The organism is Asticcacaulis sp. P2_C5 (genome assembly GCF_056404555.1).
On sequence record NZ_JBFUDU010000023.1, the window covers coordinates 25,338 to 44,736 of the forward strand.

Sequence of the window (19,399 nt, forward strand, 5' to 3'; positions counted from 1 at the left end):
CCTATCAGACGCCGGTCAATACGATGCTAAGTCGCAGAGTTAAGAAGGTATGAATTACCCGGCAAGAGCCAGACGCGCCTGTTCAGCCGCCAGATAGTCGGTGACCTCGTCCGCCGGCATCGGTTTGCTGAAGACATAACCCTGGACATAACGCGTGCGGATCTGGCGCAGGCTATGCAATTCGGCTTCGGTTTCGACGCCCTCGACGACACAGTCCAGATTCAGGTTGCGGCACAGGTCGATGATGGTCTTGATGATCTTCAAGGTCGTGCCATGCTTGACCAATTGCACGACAAAGCTGCGATCGATCTTGATCTTGTCGACCGGCAGCCGGTGCAGATAGCCCAGGCTGGAATAGCCCGAACCGAAATCATCGATGGCGATGCGCGCCCCCATGACCTTCAATCGCGAAAGAGCTTCGCACGCCTGGTCGAAATCGCTCAGCATAGCCGTTTCGGTGATTTCGAACTCGATGCGCCGGGGGTCGATGCCGCTTTTTTCGACGACAGCACAGATGGCAGCAATGTTCGAAGCCGAGCGAATATCACGGGCCGACAGGTTGAACGACGCCCGCATGCCTGTAGGCCAGGTAGCAATCTGTTTCAGGGCCTTTTCCAGCAAGATCAGCGTGATCTGGGTAATCAGGCCCGAACGCTCCGCGGCCTTGATGAAGATATCCGGTCGCACTAGGCCCAGCCGGGCGCTGTTCCACCGTGCCAGGGCTTCGAAACTGACCGTGCGGTTGTCCGTGATATCGACCTGGGGCTGGAAGACGATCGACAATTCGGCATCGAGATCGCTGCTGCGCAGGGTCTGGTCGACCAGGCTGAAGTCGCGCATCTCGGCTTCGTGGCGATCCGTGAAGATAACGGGGGCGCCGCGCAGGTTCTGCTTGGCGTAATAGAGGGCATAGTCGGCCCGTTCCAACAGTTGCGAGCCGGAAATGCCATCGTCGTCGCAATGGACGAAACCGACCGAACCCGAGATATTGGCGTTGACGCCCGACAAATGGTAGGTCTGACGCAGGGCGTCGCATAGCTGGGTACCGAAAGCGCGCAGATCTTCGTCGGAGCGCTCGCCGGGCAGCAGGATGGCGAATTCGTCACCGCCCATACGGGCCGGAAAGCCGATATAGCCGCAGGTGTGGCGCAGGCGCTCGGCAACTTCGACCAGCAGGTGGTCGCCGACGCTGTGGCCGTAGAGGTCGTTGATCGGCTTGAAGCCATCAAGGTCGATAAGCGCCAGGTCGAACGGCGTCCGGCGGGCGCGCACCACGGCGAGGTTGCGTTCCAGCTCTCGGAAGAAGCTGCGGCGATTGGGCAGGCCGGTCAGGACATCGCAGTCGGCCAATACCTGGGCCTCCTCGCGCAGGCGATCGGCGACCACGCGGGCCCGCACCGCTCGATACAGGGTCTGGCGTACTATGCTGCCCATGGCCAGGGCCATCATCAGGCCGCCGACGGCCGTCCAGATGTAGGCGTGCAGTTGATCGGGCGTCTTCCACATCGACAATCCCAGCATGGCCGCAAAACAGGCCATGCTGGACAGCAGCAGGACGCGCACGGAGGTCCCGGACACCGCGAACATGATGTACAGGAACAGGAAATAGATCATCCGGCTCTGGTCGAAATGCAGGATCTGGAAGGCGACCGGATTGGCGATCATCAGCAGGTTGACAAGTGCGCTGCCGGCTTCGGGCAGGCGCGGATCGTCGCGGCGGCGCAGGCTGAGCCGCTGCAAGCTCAAGGCAACAACCGCTGTGACACCGCTGACGCCGGCCATGATATACATGGCCGTGCCGGTTTCGCGAAAAAAGCGCGATACAAACATATAGGTGAACAACAGACCGGCTAGCAGCAGGTAGCGCCGCGTAATCTGGGCCATGGCAACCGCTTCGTCGTGCGAACTGACGGCCAGATCGTCCTGAGAACGGTCGAACGGCGACGGGGTTTCTCCGGATATGGCCTGCCAGATACGCTGCCACGGACCGCCTGCTGCGACCGGGAGGCGGGCGTAGCGTGGTATCGCCGGGGTCGGGGTGGCATCTTGAGTAAATTCCGGCATAGGTGCTTCGTGACCTGCAGACTGCGCCCCGATTTTCGGGGATGTTTGCGCTACCTTACCATCGGCATCTAAACATTCGCTAAATGCGCCGGTAGCTGTGTGCTGATTGCGCTTGCACGGCCGCGGCGCAAATTGCCGTCTTTGGCAACGATCATAGTAACGGTATTGTCACAAACGAGACTTGCACGCGCCCCCCCGGAAGGCCTATATCCCTTTCATGTTGCAAACGCGAAACGATCCCGATTCCCGACTGGGTGTACAGTCTCTCGACCGGCTGAGATCGGTCCTCGAACAGGCGAAAACCGCCGGTGCAGACGCCGCCGAGGCCGTCTTTGCATCGTCGCGCGCCCTCAGTGTCGGTGTGCGCAAGGGCGAGATAGAGACTGTCGAACGCGATGAAAATTCGGACCTGGGGCTGCGCGTCTTCGTCGGTCGCAAGCAGGCTGTCGTCTCGATATCGGAATTTTCGCCGGGAACCCTGACCCGCGCGGTCGAACGCGCTATCGCCATGGCCCGTCTGGCGCCCGACGATCCCTATGCCTGGCTGGCGGATCCAGCCCTGGTTTACCGCCCGATCCGCCAGGCGAATGTCGACCTGCAGATATTCGACCCGACCACCTTGTCGGCCGAGAGCCTGCAGGAACGTGCTCTCGCTATAGAGGCTGCCGGCATCGGCCTGTCCCCTGCCCTGCAAAGCGATGCGGCCAGCACCGGCTATTCGCAGAGCCAATGGCATATGCTGACCTCGGACGGTTTCGAAGGCGCGCATACGACCAGCCTGTTTTTCCAGTCGGGACGTTTCATCGCCACCGACGCCGACGGCAATATGGAGCGAGACGGCGAAGGCCGTTCAACACGCTTCGTCGCCGACCTGCCGGACGTCGCCGATACCGGCCGAACGGCGGCCGAGCGCGCCTTGGCGGCGCTCGGCGCACGCAAGGTCGATACCCAGAAGTGCGCCGTCTTTTTCGACCGGCGCATAGCCAAGTCGCTGATAAGCCAGTTTCTCGGCGCCGTCTCCGGCACCATGATCGCCCGCGGCTCCAGTTTCCTGAAGGGTAAGCTGGGCGAGGCCGTCTTTGGCAGCCATGTCCAGATCATCGACGATCCGTGGCGCATGCGCGGCTTAGGGTCGTGCCTGTTCGATGACGAAGGTGTGACCGCACGAAGGACCGAGATCGTACGCGACGGCATTCTTACGACCTGGCTGCTCAATACCGCCGCCGGCAAGCAGCTGGGCATGGCTTCGACCGGCCATGCGTCACGTTCGCTTGCCGGACCATCGGGTGTTTCGACGCACAATGTCATCCTGGCCGCCGGCGAGCGCAGCCCTGCCGAATTGATGGGCGCAGCCGGCAAGGGCGTGGTGGTCACGTCGATGTTCGGCCCCAGCGTCAATTCCGATACCGGCGACTGGTCGGCGGGCGCATCGGGTTTCTGGTTCGAGAACGGCGAGATCCAGTATCCGGTCAACGAAATCACCGTGGCCGGCAATCTGATCGACATGTATGCGCGCCTTATTCCCGCCAGTGACCTCGAGATACGCGGCACGATCGACGCGCCCGGCATCCTGATTGATGGCCTGAGCGTAGGGGGTAAATGATGGCGCAGACGATCCAGGCATCCGATCTCGGCCTGATCGTCGACAAGGTGCGCCGTGCCGGTGCCCTGGCGCAACACGTAAAAGCTCATGGCCTGATCACCAGCTACAAGGCCGACGGTTCCATTGTCACCAATGCCGATACGGAGGTCAATCTGTGGCTGAAGGAGGCCCTGGAAGAGGCGCGGCCGGACTATGGCTGGCAGAGCGAGGAATCGCCCGACAATGTCGCGCGGCTGACCAGCAAGCGGACCTTCGTACTGGACCCTATCGACGGCACCATGGGCTTGTCGAAAGGTAGCCAGTTCTGGACCATCGCCCTCGCCGTCGTCGAGGCCGGCAAGCCGATTGCCGCCGTCGTCTATGCGCCGGACGCGTCTGAAATGTTCAGTGCCGCCCTGGGCGAAGGGGCGCGGCTGAATGATGAGATGATTCAGGTGACGTCGCGCGCCGACTTGCTGGACGCCGAGGTGCTGGGCGACGCGCGTCTGTTCGGCAAGGATATCTGGCCCGTGCCGTGGCCGCGCCTAAGCGTCCATTCGCGGCCATCGGTGGCCTACCGCATGGCCAGTGTCGCCTGCGGCCGCGCCGACTTCACCATAGCCCTGACGCCCAAGCGTGATTGGGACGTTGCCGCCGCCACCCTGATTGCCCAGGAAGCTGGCGCCGTGGTCACTGACCATTTAGGCAATCCTTATGAATTCAATGCTATCGACAGCCTTAAACCCAGCCTGATCTGCTCGGGTCCGGCACTGTTTCCGGAAATTATCCGGAGATGCGCCCATCTGAGCGCCCTCTGAGAGACGAGTATTCCATGGAATCCAAACAACTTTTGCATATTGTCATCGGCGGTGAACTGACCGACCTGACCGGCACCACTTTCAAGGACCTGAAGAAGGTCGAATTTGTCGGCGCCTATCCCAACAATGCCGAGGCGGTCAAGGCCTGGCGCACCAAGGCTCAGGCAACGGTCGACAACGCGCTGATGCGCTATTTCGTGATTCACGCCCACAAGCTGATCGATCCCGATCACGACGACGATCACGAGCATTGATTTAGCTCAAACGCCGCCGGATGGCCGGCCCCGATGGCTCGCCGCATTAGCGGCGGCGGCCAAAAGGTGTTTTCTGGCGCCCTTGCCAAACTTGCGTTTGGAGTAGCAATAAAGGCCGGCACCGAGAGGTACCGGCCTTTTTATTTGCGCTCTCCAAGCCGCGAGGACGACGAGTCGTCCCGGCTTGGCAAGGGCGACCGCCCGCCCGAGCTTATGCGAGGAGCCTTGCGGCGCTTGATCTGAAAAACTCAGTTGACGGCTTTTTCGACGTTGCGTTCGACATTCTGCGCTGGCGGCTGGTCGCCCAGCTTGTCGGCGGCCTTGTCGACTCCTTGCGGCAGGGCCTGGATAGCGTCGCCGACCCGCTCGCTTGACGTGCGGCGGTCCTGCATCATGTAGATGGCTGCGACAGCCACCACCGCGACGATGATAACGGCGAGAATGGTAACGAGCATATTGTTGTTACTGGAAGATTGCGTGGTTACGGCCATGTGGGTGTTCCCTTATGTGTGGGCACAGACTAGGCGAACTGTCGCAAGCGGGCTGTAGGAGATGAGGCGCATATCTGTAAAGGCGCGATGCTGATAACAGGAATTGTGCAATTTTTGTTATCGGCCTATACTTTCGCTAAAGGAGCCAGTCATGAATGTATCGGTCGGTGAGCGGTGGGAAAGCTTTGTCGAGCAGGTCGTCAAGGACGGCCGCTATGCTTCGGTCAGCGAGGTGGTGCGTGAAGGCTTGCGTCTGGTCGAAGAACGCGAAGCCAAGCTGAAAGCCCTGCGCGAGCATGTGCAAGGGGCGATAGCGCGTGGCGGCGACCACTCTCTGGAAGACGTACGGCAAAACGTCAAGGCGCGGTTAGATGCCTGGGAAAGCCGTTCTAAGGCTGCATCTTGAAGCGGCTTAAGATAAGCGATCAGGCTTGGACCGATTTTGCCGATATAGCGGAATATATTGCCACGGAAAGCGGAAGCCGAATTACAGCCGACCGATTTATCGACCAACTACTCGATAAATGTGAAACCCTGAGTGTATTAGGCGGCACACTGGGACGATCGCGCGATGAACTGGAGCCCGGTTTGCGTAGCGTCGCCTACAAGGCTTATGTTATCCTGTTCCGCTACGAAGGCGATACCGTGCACATTGTGACAGTCCTCTCCGGGCTGCGCGATATCGACGCCATGTTTTCGGACGCCCCCTCTTCCGACGACTGAGCCTATTCGCGCTTCAGCAGCTTGTCGGTCAACATGGTGCCCCACCACGTCGCCTTGAACGATCCCTTCAAGGCGTCCGGATCGTAGTCGGGTGACTGCGTCCAGTCGAAGAACGAAACGCCGGTCGGCGCCACGTCACGCAGATAGACCTCAAACAGATAGTCCAGCACGCCGGTCATCCCTGCCTTCATATGCAGGTATTTGAACGACAACTGCTGGCTGGCCTCTTCGATCGGCTGTTTCAGGTGAAAATGACAGTAGAGGACGCTCATCATGCCGGCCCGGTCGGCGCCTGATTTGCAATGCAGCAAGGCCGGATAGTGAATCCGGTCGAACAGGGCCTTGGCGTCGCGGATTTCCTGTGCCGTCGGCAAGGAACGCGACGTCAGGCCGAAGTCTTCCAGGGCCAGGCCCAACCGGTCGCAGGCATATTTCTCGACGTAATAGAAAGAGCCACGTCCGCCGCGCAGGTTTATGACGGTCTTCACGCCCATCTTCTTCCAGTGCGCCAGTTGGAACGGCCACGGCTGATTGGTCCGCACCATGTCCGGCCCGATCCAGTGGGCATTGGTGAACCCAAGGCGCAGATAGGCGTGATCGGCCCACAGGAAGTGCAGGGTCGTCAGGAACCGTTCCCAAGCGGTATCTGTAGGGAACGGCTTGTCGTGAACTTTCTTGGGGAACAGTTTCAAAAGGTGGCTCGACTTGCGGGACCGCCGTTAACACATAAACAGGCGACATATTTCAGGAAATGCCTATATAACCGCTGAGCCGCCTTTTGCCAGAGCTAATCCGCCCGATGTCCGACCCCGCAACGCCCCCGGCCGAAATGAGCGCCCGCGCCCTCATGGGCAGGATGTGGACGCAATATCTCGCACCGCAAAAGAGCCTGCTCGGTTTCGCGATCGTCTGCGCCATCTTTGTGGCCGCCGCAACCGGCCTGATCGCCTACTGGCTGGATCCCGCGGTCGCCCTGTTGTTCGGTACGTCCAGCAAGGTAAGCCTGCCCGATTTCGCCGCCCGGCACCCGATGCTGGCGGTACCGGGCGTGATCATCCTGGCGGCGCTCGTCCGCTTTGTGGCGCAGCGCGGTCTGACGACGACGATCAACCGGATGGGCAATGGTCTGGTCGGGCGCATCCAGTCACAGCTGTTTTCGCGCCTCGTCCATGCCGATCTGGGTCGGCTGCAAAAGGCCCATTCCGGCGAATATCTGTCATCAGTCCTCTATGACGCCGACCTGGTGCGTGAAGCGTCCAGCACCGGTATCGTGCAATATATCCAGGCAGCCCTGACCGTTATCGGTAGTGTGGCGGTGATGTTCCTCAAGGACTGGCCCATGACCCTGGTCGTGCTGCTGGCCGGCCCGGTCATTTCCGTGGTTATGAGCCGCTACCTCAAGCGCACGCGCAAGGCTGCCCAGGGTGCCATGTCCGAAACCTCCAGCCTGTCCACGGCCATCATGGAAAGCCTGGACGGTATCCGCATCGTCAAGGTCGCCAATCAGGAAAACTTCGAGGAAGCGCGAGTCGGCGCGGTCATCGAACGCCGCCAGGGTCATCTGATCAAGGGCGCCAATGCCCGTTCCATGGCCGCGCCGGCAACCGAACTGCTGACCGGCTTTCTGCTGGCCGGCATGATCGCCTATGCCGGCTGGCGCGCGCAATCGGGCGCCATGGATGTCGGCGCCTTCCTCGCCTTCATCGCCGCCCTGATGACCGCCGGCCAGAACCTGCGCCAGTTGACCGGCCTGCAAGGCACATTGAGCCAGGGCATGACCGCGGCGCGCCGGCTGTTCACAGCCCTTGATATCCAGCCCGAAATCACCGATCGCAACGGCGCCGTCGAACTGCCGCGCGACTTCACCACCGTCACCTTCGACAAGGCCAGCTTTGCTTATGGTGACGCGCCGGTATTAAAAGCGGTAAGCTTTACCGCCCGCGCCGGTGAAAGTATCGCCCTGGTCGGTCCGTCGGGCTCAGGAAAGTCGACCCTGCTCAACCTGCTGCCGCGCTTCTACGATCTGTCCGGTGGCGATATCCGCTTCGATGGGATCAGCCATCGCGATGTCGCCCTGACAAGCCTGCGCAGCCGGATCGCCCTGGTCACCCAGGACCCGTTCCTCTTCGATGACACCATCAGGGCCAATATCGCCTATGGCAATGCGCAGGCGACCGACGAGGCCATCCGCCAGGCGGCGAGCGATGCGGCGGCCGATGACTTCATCCGCACCCTGCCCCAGGGTTACGACACGCGCGTCGGCGAGGCGGGCTCGCGCCTGTCCGGCGGCCAGAAACAGCGCATCGCCATCGCCCGCGCCTTCCTCAAGGACGCGCCCCTGCTGTTGCTCGACGAAGCCACCTCGGCACTCGACACACAGTCGGAAATCAAGGTCCAGGAAGCGCTTGAGCGTTTGATGCGCGGCCGCACCACCTTTGTCGTCGCCCACCGCCTGTCGACGGTACGGCATGCCGATCAGATCCTGGTTCTGGATCACGGCGAAATCGTCCAGCACGGGACGCATGACAGCCTGTTGCGGGCCGGCGGCCTCTATGCCCGGTTGGCCGCAGGTCAGTTCGACACGGCAGCGGTCGCGTGAGGCAGACCGCATGATAGACAAGAAGAAACTGACCGACAATCCGTGGATGCGCAACCTGTTTGCCGACGTCCTGATCGCCTATCTCAAGCTTTGCTACGCTACGACGCGCTGGGACAAGGAAGGCACGCAGGAGATGGAGTTGCTGTGGGCATCGCAAACGCCGGTCGTGCTGATGTTCTGGCACGAGCGCCTGCATTTCGGCCACGCCAGTTGGCCGCGCGAACACGCCCAGCCCGTGGCCGTGCTCAGTTCGCAGAACAAGTTCGGCGACATGATCGCCCGCGTTAACGTCGCCTTTGGCCGCCACACCATCCGCGGCTCGTCGGCCAAGAAGTCCGATCCGACCAAAAACAAAGGCGGCGCCCAGGCCTTTCGCGACATGTTACGCTGGTTGCGCGACGGCAAATGCTCGGCGACGACTCCGGACGGCCCGCGCGGTCCGGCCCGGGTGATGACCGAGGGCAGCCTCAAACTGTCGCAAATGACAGGCGCCGTGCTGGTTTGCCTGGGCCAGTCGACCAGGAACTATTTCCGCCTCGGCAGCTGGGATCGCATGCGCCTGCCCCTGCCCTTTACACGCGGCGCCATGGTGTGGAAGATCCTGCCCGGCGTGCCGGCCGAGGCGTCCGCCGAGACGCTGGAGGTCCTGCGCCTCGAGGCCGAAGCGGCGTTGAACGCCGTGACGGACCGGGCCGACGACCTGGCTGGCGCACAGAAATGACCTTCACCCTGTCGCTCTATCGTCGCCTAATGAGTGCCATGCACGGGTTTGCGCCGGGGCTGCTGAAAAAGCGCGCCACCCAGGGCAAGGAAGACGTGGCCCGCCTGAACGAGCGGCTAGGGCGCACGGATTATGTCCGCCCCGAGGGCCCCGTCGTCTGGTTTCATGGCGTCAGCGTCGGCGAAAGCCTATCCGCCCTGCCGCTGATCGAAACAGTGCGCCGCGAGCGACCGGACATAACCGTCCTGGTGACCACCGGGACAACGACCTCGGCCGAAATCCTGGCCAAGCGCCTGCCCGCCGGCGCTATCCACCAATATGCGCCGGTCGATACGCCCCAGGCGGTCACGGCCTTCCTCGATCACTGGCGCCCGAGCCTGGCCGTCTTTATCGAAAGCGATATCTGGCCGACCCTGCTGCGTACACTGGCAGAGCGCAGCATTGCCCATGTTCTGCTCAGCGCGCGCATCACCGCCAAGACTTTTCGCGGCTGGACTATGTTTTCTGCCTCGATCAAGCGCCTGCTTGGCGGCTATGCCCTGGTGATGGCCCAGGACGCCGCCAGCGAAGAACGCTTGCGCGCCATTGGCGTTGTACCCGGCGCCCGCGCCAATCTCAAAACGCTGGGCGCGCCCTTGCCGGTCAGCGAGGCGTCGCTGGCGGCCATGCAGTCCATTCTGGGTACACGCAGGGTGATCCTGGCCGCCAGCACGCATTACGGCGAGGATTCGATCATCGCCAAGACGCTGGAAGGGCGGGTCCGTGACGGCGATCTGCTGATTCTGGTGCCACGCCACCCGATCAAGGCCGGTGAAATCCGCCTCGATCTCGAAGCCCTGGGCCTGCATGTCGCACAGCGTTCCTTGAAAGACCCGCTGACCGAGGCCACGCACGTCTATCTGGCGGACACCCTGGGCGAGCTGGGGTTGTTCTTCAGCCTGGCTCATATCGTCATCATGGGCGGCAGCTTGCTGAGCGGCATCGGCGGCCACAACCCGCTCGAAGCCGCGCGCCTCGGCAAGGCCGTGATCACCGGACCGGACATCGCCAACTGGCAAGGCATTTTCGACGACCTGCTGGACGCCGGCGCCGCTTTTCGCGTCATGGGGCCGGAAGAACTGGGGTTTATGGTCAATCAACTGGCCGATCATCCCGCGGCCATGACCGCCGCCGACCAGGCCGCCGTGGAGGTCAGCCGGCGCGAAGCCGGTACGCTCGATATCGTCTGGCATGCGCTTGCTCCCCTGTTGCCTGGAGCCGAGTGACATGGCGATGCGAACGCCCGGCTGGTGGTATCGCAGGGACGCCGCAGGCGCGCCATGGTGGCGTTTCGCGCTGTGGCCGTTGTCGCGCTTGTGGCTTCTGGTCAATGCCGTCAAGGCCGCTAGGTTGGGCAAACCTTACCGTTCACGCCTGAAGGTCCTCAGCGTCGGCAATGTTACCCTGGGCGGATCAGGCAAGACGCCGATCGTCGCCGAACTGTTGCGCCTGCTGGGTCGGCAGGCGGTCGGCTTGTCGAAAGGCCATGGCGGAACGCTCGAAGGACCGGTCCGCGTCGACCCGGCACGATACGCCGCGTCTGAGGTAGGCGACGAACCCGTCATGCTGGCGCAAAGCCATCCCTTCTGGATCGCCCGGGATCGCGCCGAAGGGCTGCGGGCGATCGAGGCCACTGACGCGGCCGTGGTCGTTGTCGACGACGCTCATCAGAACCTGAAGATCGCCAAGGATATCCATATCCTGGTCGTCGACGGAGATACGACGAACGACGCCTGGCCGTTCGGCGACGGCGGTATCTGTCCCTACGGCCCGATGCGCGAACCCCTGCACGACGGCCTGGCCCGGGCAGACTTGGTCGTCTTGTGGATGCCCGACGAGCGCGCGCCCGATCCGACCCTGCTGGCAACCCTGAGCACAAAGCCGGTCTTCGTCGCCCGCCTGAACACCGCCGCGCCGGCTTTTGATGTGCCGGTCATCGCCTTTGCCGGCATCGCCAAGCCATGGAAGTTCGAAGCGACCCTGAACAGCCTGGGTATCGAATTGGTGGCATTCTACAGCTTTCCCGACCACGTGTCGCCGAGCGAGGCCGAACTGACCGCTTTGGCCGCGACCGCGCCCTTGGTGACCACGGAAAAGGATTGGGTGCGTCTGTCACAGCCATGGCGCGAACGCGTGCACTATCTGCCGATCCGCGCCCGTTTCGAGGCAGAGGACGATCTGGTCAAGGCCTTGACGGATGCACCCGCAGCGGCCCAGCCTTGATCTTGTAATCCGCATTCGCAGGCGGTAGGGTTCGGCCAAATTGATATAATAAATAGCGGGAGAATTCGATGAAACGCCTGGTATCGGTGGCGCTCACTGCGTGCGCCCTGGCCCTGACTGCCGGACAGGCCGTCGCCTTCGAAGACGCCGGCTTCACCCCCATCTCCGCCACGACCCAGGTCGCCGCCATGGGACGCGGCGTCAATATCATCGGCTACGATCCCTATTGGCGCGAAGGCGGCCAGGGCAATTATAAGGACGAGCACTTCAAAGCCATTCATGACGCCGGTTTTTCGACGGTGCGCGTGGTGCTGTTCACCTTTGATCATATGGGCCCTGACGGCGAACTGAACCCGGCGTGGCTAAAGAAACTCGACTGGGTCATCGACACCGCGCTGAAATACGACCTCAACGTCATTATTGACGAGCATGATTTCGAAACCTGTTCGAAAGACGCCACGGTGTGCAGTGACCGGCTCGGCAAGGTCTGGTCGCAACTGGCGGAGCGCTACAAGGGTTATTCCAGCAAGTTGATATTCGAGCTGCTGAACGAGCCGCACGACACGCTGAACGGTGACGCCTGGAACGCCCTGTATCCGAAGATCCTGGCGACCGTGCGCCAGACCAATCCGGAACGCAATGTCATCGTGGGCCCGACGCACTGGAACAGCCGCAACGATCTCGGCCAGTTGAAGCTACCGGAAGACGACGCCCATCTGATCGTCACCTTCCATTATTACGATCCGTTCCGCTTTACCCATCAGGGCGCGTCGTGGGCACCGCCGGAAATCACTGCCGGCCACGACATCACCTTCGGCAGCGATGCCGAAGTCGCCCAGATCAATGCCGATTTCGACGCCGTGAAGGCCTGGTCCACCGCCAACCACCGCCCTATCCTGCTGGGTGAATTTGGCGCCTATGACAAGGCGCCGATGGACAGTCGCATCAAGTGGACATCGACGGTTGCCCGCTCCGCCGAAGCCCATGGCTTTGCCTGGGCCTACTGGCAGTTTTCCAGCGACTTCATACTGTATGATTTCAAAAAGCAGGCCTTCGTACAGCCCATCCTGCAAGCCCTCGTCCCGCCTGGAGCCCAGTAAATGCGTAATCTCATTGCCGCCGCCCTCGCCGGCGCGCTCCTTGCCTCCGCCGGCCATGCCCTGGCGCAAACGACGCCGGCCGCTCCGGCCGCAGCCTATGTGCCGATCTCGCCCGAAGACCAGGTGGCGGATATGGGGCCGGGCATCAACATCGCCGCCGGCTGGGATCCTTACTGGGCCGACGCGCCCAGCCGATTCCGCCTGTCGCAGATCCATGAGATCAAGGCGGCCGGATTTCGCACGATCCGCATCCCGATCACCACCTTCGCCCATATGGACGCCGAGGGCCATCTCGATCCGGCGGTGTTTAAAAAGCTGGACCGCATCGTCGATGCGGCAGTCGCCGAAGGTCTTAACGTCATTATCGACGAACATGATTATGACGACTGCCCGAAGAATACCGACGCCTGCGCCATTATCCTGCCGAACATCTGGTACGAGTTGTCGACGCACTACAAGGATGCGTCGAACCTTGTGATGTTCGAGCTGCTGAACGAGCCGCACGAAAAGCTGGACGACGTCATCTGGAACGCCTGGATTCCCGACCTCATCGCCATAGTCCGTGAGACCAATCCGACGCGCAATATCATCGTCGGCCCAACCCACTGGAACAGCCTCGACGACCTGCCCCTGCTTAAGCTTCCGGCCGACGATCATCATCTGATCGTCACCTACCACTATTATCAGCCGTTCATGTTCACCCACCAGGGCGCCAGTTGGGCCGGCGCCGAGGCCCAGGCCGCTCATGACGTTCACTGGACCGGCAAGCCGGAGGAGGTCGCGGCTATCAACGCCGACTTTGACCGGGTCGTGGCCTGGTCAAAGGCCAATAACCGGCCGATCCTGCTCGGCGAATACGGCACCTACGGCAAGGTCAACAAAAGCATGACCGAACGCGCCGCCTGGACGGCCACGGTGAGCAAGGCGGCGGCGGATCGCGGATTCGCCCGCGCCTTCTGGTATTTTGACGAAGGTCCGGAAGGCTTCACCGCCTTCAATTCGGATAAGAACCAGTGGGTTGCACCGATCAAGGACGCGTTGCTGGGGAAAAATCAGTAAGGCGAATAATTTCGTGCTAGCCTGTCTTCAGCTTACGACACGGGGTTGGGCATGGATGTAGAGCACGAACTGGGCGAGACCGTCCGCGAATATGGCCGTGAAAGCTGGCGCCAGGCGCGTCACCACGAGGTCCAGCGCTCGACGGTTTCCGGGGCCATCATCGCCATCTCGGCGGCAGTGATCGGCTTTATCACCAGCCACGAACTGACCCAGGCCGATCTGCCGCTGACCCTGTTCCTGATGTTTATCGGCCTGTTCGGCGCTGCCTTCTGCGCCAAGCATTATGAGCGCTATTCGCTGCACATGGCGATCATCAAGGAGTCGCAGGACTATGTCGACCGCCTGCTGCCCGGTGAGCCTTTGCAGAACATCTTCGACAATGCCCAGGCGTCACATCGCAAGCGATTCCACATGCTTCGCTTTTTCCGGCTGAATCATTTCTGGCTGTGGCTGCACCTGCTGGTCGCGCTGCTGGGACTGTTGCTGTCGATCTATGTCAATGCCGGCCTGTTCGATGAGGTGGTCCTAAGGGCGCGCGAGCTGATAAGTCAGGTCCACGGATAACCTCAGCAGAGTGGTCCTGTCGGCTGCAAGGTTTATAACCGCAGATTTCGCCGATTAACGCAGATTTTTTCTGTGCTCACAGGCTAAGATTGGCGTGTGGCTGTCTCCAAATGATCGCTACGCGATCGACGTGCGTCACCTGCCTGCCTCCCGTGTTTGTCCGATAGATCTCTGAAAAATCTGCGTTAATCGGCGAAATCTGCGGTTTTTGGCTTCGGTCAAGAGCGGACCGTTGCCATCAGAGCTCCAGATGCGTCCGGATCAGGGGTAACACTTCATCCGCCCGGTTGTGGACCAGGCCATGATCACCGCCGTCGACGATCCGTAGTTCAGCGTTCGGCAGCCGGCCATGCAAATGCTGTCCGACAGCGAGCGGACTGATCGGATCGGAAGTGCCCCACAGCAGCAGAGTCGGTTGGGTGATCTGTGGCAAGGCGGATTCATAGTTGGGCCGCACGTCATAGATCCACGTGGCCGCCCGCGGATATTCCTCCGCATAGCCCGGCCGCCAGTCGCTGGCGCCAAGCGCCTCGACATCCATGCCGCCGGCCGTCACTGCCAGGACAAGCCGACGAATGCGGCCAGGGTGCAACAGTGCCAGGTGCATGGCAATGGCGCCGCCCATCGACTGGGCCAGCAGATCGACGGGTTCGTCGCCCAACCGCGTCTCAACCAGGGCGATGAGGTCGTCGAAGGACTGCACTGCCGGATCGTGCGGCTGGTCGCCCAGGCCGGGCCAACCGAAATAAACCTTGTTCCAGTCTGCAGGCAGCTGGTCGCCGATCAGCCGCCAGAAATTTGGATCGGCACCGGCACCCGGCAGAAAAAACACTGTGCGCTGCGCCATGACCTGTCTCCTTCTAGAGCGAAATGACTTTAGGCAGAATCGTCATTTCGCTCTAATTTTTTGTTTTAACGCGCAATTTAACCGAAAAGTGCTGCACACTTTATCGGATTGCGCTCTATCCGCTTCGCCATCGCAGCCGATTGCCAATGTGTCAACGTCCTGGAAATTATTCAACCAAATGGTTGACTATTTAGGAGCTCGGATATACATTCAACCACATGGTTGAATTAGATACACCCCAGCTCGACTCAGTCTTCCACGCCCTTGGCGATGCCACACGGCGGCGCATGTTGCGCGAGCTAAGCGGCGGCGAACGAACTGTAGGCCAGCTTGCCGAGCCCTTCGCCATGTCGCTGGCCGCCGCGTCGAAACATATCAAGGTGCTGGAGACTGCCCGGCTAATTCGCCGCGAAGTCCAGGGGCGGACCCACATCTGCCGCCTCGCGCCCGGACCGCTATCCAGCGCCCATGAATGGCTGGGCTTTTACGAGCGCTACTGGAGCACCCGCCTTGATAACCTCGAACGGTTGCTGCGCGAAGCGGACAAGCGTCCCCCCACCTCCCCTCCAGCAAACCCGTCGACAGAAGGAGACGACTGATGAACGAAGTCACAACACCCGATGCCTATGGCGTCATGATCGAGCCCGCCACAGTGAAAATGCAGCGCCTGTTGCCCGGCCCGATCGAGCGCGTCTGGGACTATCTCACACAAAGCGAATTACGCCGCCAATGGTTGGCGTCTGGTGAAATGGAAATGAAGGACGGCGCATCTTTCGAACTGACCTGGCGCAACGGTGACCTTAACGATCCGCCCAGCCAGCGGCCAGAAGGCTTTTCCGAGTCGCACAGCATGCAGAGCCAAATCACGCAATTCGATCCGCCACGCAAGCTGGCCATCAGCTGGGGCGGCAGCGGCGATGTCGTGTTCGAGCTGGAACCGAAAGGCGACGAGGTTCTGCTAACCCTGATCCATAACCGTCTGCCCAACCGCAACATGCTGCTCATGGTCGGCGCCGGCTGGCACATGCATCTCAATATCCTGGCCGACCGCATGTACGGTCGGACGCCGCAGCCGTTTTGGGACGGCTGGGCGCGTCTGAAGGCCGACTACGATCAACGCCTGCCGGCCTGAGGAGACTTGTCATGCGCAAATTGATTGCCGCCATGAAGCTGTCGCTGGACGGAAAGTTCGAAGGGCCCGACGGCTATGCCGACTGGGTCGAAGCCTGGTCGGACGACTATGGTCTGATGCCCCAGATCGATGCCTGCGTCATCGGCGGTGGCATGTATCCAGGCTATGAAAACTATTGGACCGCCATCCGGACTGCGCCGGACACGCCCGTCTGGATCACCGGCCAGCCGCCAACGGCCGACGAACGCGCCTGGGCCGAGTTCGCCGCCCGAACGCCCCACTATGTGCTGTCAAACAGTCTGCAGACGGCAGCGTGGCCGAATACGACCTTCCTGCGTAGTGCTGACGATATCGCCGCCCTCAAACAACAGGCGGGCAAAGATATCTTTCTGATGGGTGGCGCCAGCGTGACCACCAGCCTGATCGACGCCGGTCTGGTCGATGAGTTGCGGCTGATCATCTATCCGCTGATCGCAGGCGACGGCAAGCCGTTGTTTGGCAAGGCGCATGGTCGACACAGCCTGGAATTGCGTCAGATCCTGCCGCTTTCAGGCGGCCGTATCAGTGCAATATATGGCGTTACAAGCTAGAACGGAGACGTGGCATGGACAGGTCGCACTATCGCTGGATCATTGTTGCCGCGGGCGGCCTTCTCGGCTGCGTCGCCATCGGCGCCATGTTTTCCCTGCCGGTCCTGCTGCAGCCCATAGCGCGGGACACCGGATGGTCCGTCACCGGCATCTCCGCCGCCATGACGATCGGATTCCTCGCCATGGCCTTTGGCAGTATGGCCTGGGGCACGCTGTCCGACCGGGTTGGCGCCCGCCCTGTCGTGCTGGGTGGATCGGTCATCCTGGCCGCCAGCCTGGCCCTGGCCAGCCGGGCGACATCGCTGATCGAGTTCCAGCTTGTCTTCGGGCTGGCAGTCGGCGGCGCGACCGCCGCCATCTTCGCGCCGATGATGGCGTGCGTCACCGGATGGTTTGATACCCAACGCAGCCTGGCCGTATCGCTGGTCTCCGCCGGTATGGGGATGGCGCCGATGACCATGTCGCCGCTGGTGGCATGGCTGATCACGACCCACGACTGGCGAACCACCTTGTTGATCGTCGCCGGTCTGTCGGCGATCATCATGATACCCACGGCATTTCTGGTCCGCCGATCACCCGTTATCGATGCGCCGGACGTCGCCTCCGTCACCGACGACGCGCCGCCTTCGGGGATGACCGTGGCCCAGGCCGTGAAGTCGCCGCAGTTTATCATCCTGCTCCTGACCAATTTTTTCTGCTGCGCCACCCATTCCGGGCCCATCTTCCACACAGTCAGCTATGCCGTCAGTTGCGGCATCCCGCTGATCGCAGCGGTTTCGATCTATAGTGTCGAAGGCCTTGCCGGTCTGGGCGGCCGCGTCGCCTTCGGCTTTCTGGGCGATCGATTTGGCGCCAAGCGTGTGCTGGTCTCGGGCCTGCTGGTCCAGGCGTTCGGCGCCCTGGCCTATGTTCTGGTGCGGGATCTGGTCGGCTTCTATGCGGTTGCGGCCTTGTTCGGCTTTATCTATGCCGGCGTCATGCCGCTTTACGCCGTCTTGGCGCGGGAAAACTTCCCCATGCGCATGATGGGCACAGTCATCGGTGGCACGGCCATGGCCGGCAGCCTCGGCATGGCGACCGGTCCTGTGGTGGGCGGGCTGATCTATGACTCCTTAGCCAGTTATAGCTGGCTCTATATCGGCGCATGCGCCATCGGCATGTGTGCGGTCGTAATGGCGCTGATATTCCGCCCATTTCCCCAAACAGAACCAGGGCCGGCCCAGGCCGCAACCCGCTAGGCAGGCTTGGCGAAAAGTTGATAAAATAGGCGGCGCGAGGCTTCGATCCCTTCAGCCGTCAAACGTACCGACTTGGCCTTTCCAACCGGATCATAAATCAGCCCCTTTTCGTAAAGGCGGTTGGTCACATCCCAATCGGCGCCTTTCCAGGCTCGGCCGTCGCCGCCCAAAGTCAGGTAGAACAGGGCCAATACGGTGTCGTCGATCTTGTCGTTATCGATCTCGGGTTTAGCTTGCGCGTTTGACATGGTCATGCCCGCATTTGTGGTTTGATGCGCATGATTGTATCATATTTCGCCGGCCGGGCGAGGTGGGGTCGAGTGCCTCCAAGATCTCCTTGCAGACATGCGGGCCTGGCAGGGCGGTATCCGAGGTTTCCTTGAAGGTGAACAATGCGATCCCGAAATGATCAATCGCGTGATGGCGGATGAATCAAGTCGTAAGGCGCCGCCGCAATGATACGAATCGGCAAAGCGTGACCCAGCGGCACTTTATACCAGCAGGTCGAGCAGATTCCCGGTCGCCTCTTTGGCGCTTTTCATGACAGCAATATTGGCTGCCAGCGCTACTTCGGCTTGTTTCTGTCCAATCATTGCTTCGGCCACGTCAGTGATGTCCGTCGCGGCACTTTGGCCTATCCTTACGGCGGAGCGGTCGAACATCTGCATGGCGTTTGTGACGCCAGCGGCGGCTGCATTTAAAGCGTTCATGGTACGCACCTGTAAAAGCCGGAGTTTACGCGCCGACCTGTGGATTATGATCTTCATTGCTTAACGGGGGGAGTAAAAACGCGGTTAACCGGCTGCAATGCAAAATCACATGCGTGAAGGTCACCTTCCATGGCGTGCGTCAGCCAGGCACAAAAAATCCGCCAGGCTTTTGGGCTTGGCGGTTGATTTTGTTTGGTATTTTGGTTGCGGGGGCCAGATTTGAACTGACGACCTTCAGGTTATGATCGCGCGGCGAGCGGCCATGACGAGCTACCGGTCTGCTTCCCCCTTCGCCAAGGCTTCGGGGGACAGGCCACCCGCGACGTCATTCGCGAGCCTGGCGCTGGTTGAGACGCAAAAAAGCCCCGGGGATTATCCGGGGCGCTTTGTGTTTCCGCGGTTCCGCTTTGGTTGCGGGGGCCAGATTTGAACTGACGACCTTCAGGTTATGAGCCTGACGAGCTACCGGGCTGCTCCACCCCGCGCCAAAAGCCAGCTGGAAACTAAAAAGACCGGAGGGCTTTAGGGGCCGCCCGGTCTTTGAGATGTAAGTGAAGGGTATTTTGACTGAGCTTAATAGACCTGGCGACGACCTACTCTCCCGCGACTTAAGACGAAGTACCATCGGCCCAGGAAGGCTTAACG

Annotated in this window: 22 protein-coding genes and 1 tRNA gene; 16 read left to right on the forward strand and 7 right to left on the reverse strand. The window is 61.2% G+C overall.

Going from position 1 to position 19,399, the window contains the following annotated elements:
* Positions 1 to 54 precede the first annotated feature (54 nt).
* On the reverse strand, positions 55 to 2,064 hold the full coding sequence (locus AC1DXO_RS25435; protein ID WP_476981021.1) for a putative bifunctional diguanylate cyclase/phosphodiesterase: 2,010 nt from the start codon (positions 2,062 to 2,064) through the stop codon (positions 55 to 57).
* 217 nt (positions 2,065 to 2,281) lie between these two features.
* Here AC1DXO_RS25435 and AC1DXO_RS25440 point away from each other — a divergent pair, with 217 nt between their 5' ends.
* From AC1DXO_RS25440 to AC1DXO_RS25450, 3 genes are read left to right on the forward strand one after another with little or no spacing between them, the layout of a single operon-like run.
* Positions 2,282 to 3,667, forward strand: a complete 1,386-nt coding sequence (locus AC1DXO_RS25440) for a TldD/PmbA family protein (RefSeq protein WP_476981022.1) — start codon at positions 2,282 to 2,284, stop codon at positions 3,665 to 3,667.
* Positions 3,667 to 4,464, forward strand: a complete 798-nt coding sequence (locus AC1DXO_RS25445; protein WP_476981023.1) for an inositol monophosphatase family protein — start codon at positions 3,667 to 3,669, stop codon at positions 4,462 to 4,464. The genes AC1DXO_RS25440 and AC1DXO_RS25445 overlap by 1 nt, the downstream gene beginning before the upstream one ends.
* A gap of 14 nt (positions 4,465 to 4,478) precedes the next feature.
* Positions 4,479 to 4,718, forward strand: coding sequence for a DUF4170 domain-containing protein (locus tag AC1DXO_RS25450; RefSeq protein WP_476981024.1), 240 nt, complete (start codon positions 4,479 to 4,481; stop codon positions 4,716 to 4,718).
* A 248-nt stretch (positions 4,719 to 4,966) separates the two neighbouring features.
* On the opposite strand, the gene AC1DXO_RS25455 is transcribed toward AC1DXO_RS25450, so the two are convergent.
* Positions 4,967 to 5,209 carry a hypothetical protein gene (locus AC1DXO_RS25455; protein ID WP_476981025.1) on the reverse strand — a complete coding sequence of 81 codons (243 nt, stop codon included), beginning with the start codon at positions 5,207 to 5,209 and terminating at the stop codon, positions 4,967 to 4,969.
* 151 nt (positions 5,210 to 5,360) lie between these two features.
* On the opposite strand from AC1DXO_RS25455, the gene AC1DXO_RS25460 reads away from it, so the two are divergent.
* Both AC1DXO_RS25460 and AC1DXO_RS25465 read left to right on the forward strand, forming a co-directional pair.
* Positions 5,361 to 5,615, forward strand: a complete 255-nt coding sequence (locus AC1DXO_RS25460) for a type II toxin-antitoxin system ParD family antitoxin (RefSeq protein ID WP_476981026.1) — start codon at positions 5,361 to 5,363, stop codon at positions 5,613 to 5,615.
* Positions 5,612 to 5,932, forward strand: a complete 321-nt coding sequence (locus AC1DXO_RS25465) for a type II toxin-antitoxin system RelE/ParE family toxin (protein WP_476981027.1) — start codon at positions 5,612 to 5,614, stop codon at positions 5,930 to 5,932. Before AC1DXO_RS25460 ends, AC1DXO_RS25465 begins: the two co-directional genes overlap by 4 nt.
* 2 nt (positions 5,933 to 5,934) lie before the next feature.
* On the opposite strand, the gene AC1DXO_RS25470 is transcribed toward AC1DXO_RS25465, so the two are convergent.
* Positions 5,935 to 6,624, reverse strand: a complete 690-nt coding sequence (locus AC1DXO_RS25470) for a protein tyrosine phosphatase (RefSeq protein ID WP_476981028.1) — start codon at positions 6,622 to 6,624, stop codon at positions 5,935 to 5,937.
* Positions 6,625 to 6,731: 107 nt separating this feature from the next.
* Between AC1DXO_RS25470 and AC1DXO_RS25475 the strand changes: the two genes are divergently transcribed.
* The 7 genes from AC1DXO_RS25475 to AC1DXO_RS25505 all read left to right on the forward strand — a co-directional run bounded on the left by AC1DXO_RS25475 (position 6,732) and on the right by AC1DXO_RS25505 (position 14,237).
* Positions 6,732 to 8,531: an ABC transporter ATP-binding protein gene (locus AC1DXO_RS25475; RefSeq protein ID WP_476981029.1), complete on the forward strand. Its 1,800-nt coding sequence runs from the start codon at positions 6,732 to 6,734 to the stop codon at positions 8,529 to 8,531.
* A 10-nt stretch (positions 8,532 to 8,541) separates the two neighbouring features.
* On the forward strand, positions 8,542 to 9,252 hold the full coding sequence (locus tag AC1DXO_RS25480) for a lysophospholipid acyltransferase family protein (RefSeq protein ID WP_476981030.1): 711 nt from the start codon (positions 8,542 to 8,544) through the stop codon (positions 9,250 to 9,252).
* The gene (locus AC1DXO_RS25485) at positions 9,249 to 10,517 is read left to right on the forward strand and encodes a 3-deoxy-D-manno-octulosonic acid transferase (RefSeq protein ID WP_476981031.1); all 1,269 of its coding nucleotides are present in this window, start codon (positions 9,249 to 9,251) and stop codon (positions 10,515 to 10,517) included. Before AC1DXO_RS25480 ends, AC1DXO_RS25485 begins: the two co-directional genes overlap by 4 nt.
* Position 10,518: 1 nt before the next feature.
* Positions 10,519 to 11,514 carry a tetraacyldisaccharide 4'-kinase gene (lpxK, locus tag AC1DXO_RS25490; RefSeq protein ID WP_476981032.1) on the forward strand — a complete coding sequence of 332 codons (996 nt, stop codon included), beginning with the start codon at positions 10,519 to 10,521 and terminating at the stop codon, positions 11,512 to 11,514.
* Positions 11,515 to 11,582: 68 nt separating this feature from the next.
* Positions 11,583 to 12,614: a glycoside hydrolase family 5 protein gene (locus tag AC1DXO_RS25495; RefSeq protein WP_476981033.1), complete on the forward strand. Its 1,032-nt coding sequence runs from the start codon at positions 11,583 to 11,585 to the stop codon at positions 12,612 to 12,614.
* Positions 12,615 to 13,673 carry a glycoside hydrolase family 5 protein gene (locus AC1DXO_RS25500; RefSeq protein ID WP_476981034.1) on the forward strand — a complete coding sequence of 353 codons (1,059 nt, stop codon included), beginning with the start codon at positions 12,615 to 12,617 and terminating at the stop codon, positions 13,671 to 13,673.
* Positions 13,674 to 13,724: 51 nt separating this feature from the next.
* On the forward strand, positions 13,725 to 14,237 hold the full coding sequence (locus tag AC1DXO_RS25505; protein ID WP_476981035.1) for a hypothetical protein: 513 nt from the start codon (positions 13,725 to 13,727) through the stop codon (positions 14,235 to 14,237).
* A 238-nt stretch (positions 14,238 to 14,475) separates the two neighbouring features.
* Here AC1DXO_RS25505 and AC1DXO_RS25510 read toward each other — a convergent pair whose 3' ends face one another.
* Positions 14,476 to 15,084: an alpha/beta fold hydrolase gene (locus tag AC1DXO_RS25510; protein ID WP_476981036.1), complete on the reverse strand. Its 609-nt coding sequence runs from the start codon at positions 15,082 to 15,084 to the stop codon at positions 14,476 to 14,478.
* A 218-nt stretch (positions 15,085 to 15,302) separates the two neighbouring features.
* On the opposite strand from AC1DXO_RS25510, the gene AC1DXO_RS25515 reads away from it, so the two are divergent.
* Genes AC1DXO_RS25515 through AC1DXO_RS25530 form a run of 4 tightly spaced genes read left to right on the forward strand, consistent with a single transcriptional unit; the run spans position 15,303 to position 18,044 of the window.
* Positions 15,303 to 15,683: an ArsR/SmtB family transcription factor gene (locus AC1DXO_RS25515; RefSeq protein WP_476981037.1), complete on the forward strand. Its 381-nt coding sequence runs from the start codon at positions 15,303 to 15,305 to the stop codon at positions 15,681 to 15,683.
* Positions 15,683 to 16,216, forward strand: coding sequence for an SRPBCC family protein (locus AC1DXO_RS25520; protein WP_476981038.1), 534 nt, complete (start codon positions 15,683 to 15,685; stop codon positions 16,214 to 16,216). The genes AC1DXO_RS25515 and AC1DXO_RS25520 overlap by 1 nt, the downstream gene beginning before the upstream one ends.
* 11 nt (positions 16,217 to 16,227) lie before the next feature.
* Positions 16,228 to 16,806 (forward strand): dihydrofolate reductase family protein, encoded by a 579-nt coding sequence (locus AC1DXO_RS25525; protein WP_476981039.1) that lies wholly within the window; start codon positions 16,228 to 16,230, stop codon positions 16,804 to 16,806.
* A gap of 14 nt (positions 16,807 to 16,820) precedes the next feature.
* The gene (locus tag AC1DXO_RS25530; RefSeq protein WP_476981040.1) at positions 16,821 to 18,044 is read left to right on the forward strand and encodes an MFS transporter; all 1,224 of its coding nucleotides are present in this window, start codon (positions 16,821 to 16,823) and stop codon (positions 18,042 to 18,044) included.
* Here AC1DXO_RS25530 and AC1DXO_RS25535 read toward each other — a convergent pair.
* The 3 genes from AC1DXO_RS25535 to AC1DXO_RS25545 form a co-directional block, all read right to left on the reverse strand.
* Positions 18,041 to 18,292 carry a DUF6429 family protein gene (locus AC1DXO_RS25535; protein WP_476981041.1) on the reverse strand — a complete coding sequence of 84 codons (252 nt, stop codon included), beginning with the start codon at positions 18,290 to 18,292 and terminating at the stop codon, positions 18,041 to 18,043. The genes AC1DXO_RS25530 and AC1DXO_RS25535 overlap by 4 nt on opposite strands.
* A gap of 243 nt (positions 18,293 to 18,535) precedes the next feature.
* Positions 18,536 to 18,754, reverse strand: a complete 219-nt coding sequence (locus AC1DXO_RS25540) for a flagellar hook protein FlgE (RefSeq protein WP_476981042.1) — start codon at positions 18,752 to 18,754, stop codon at positions 18,536 to 18,538.
* A gap of 408 nt (positions 18,755 to 19,162) precedes the next feature.
* Positions 19,163 to 19,239 (reverse strand) — tRNA-Met (locus AC1DXO_RS25545).
* Positions 19,240 to 19,399 lie beyond the last annotated feature (160 nt).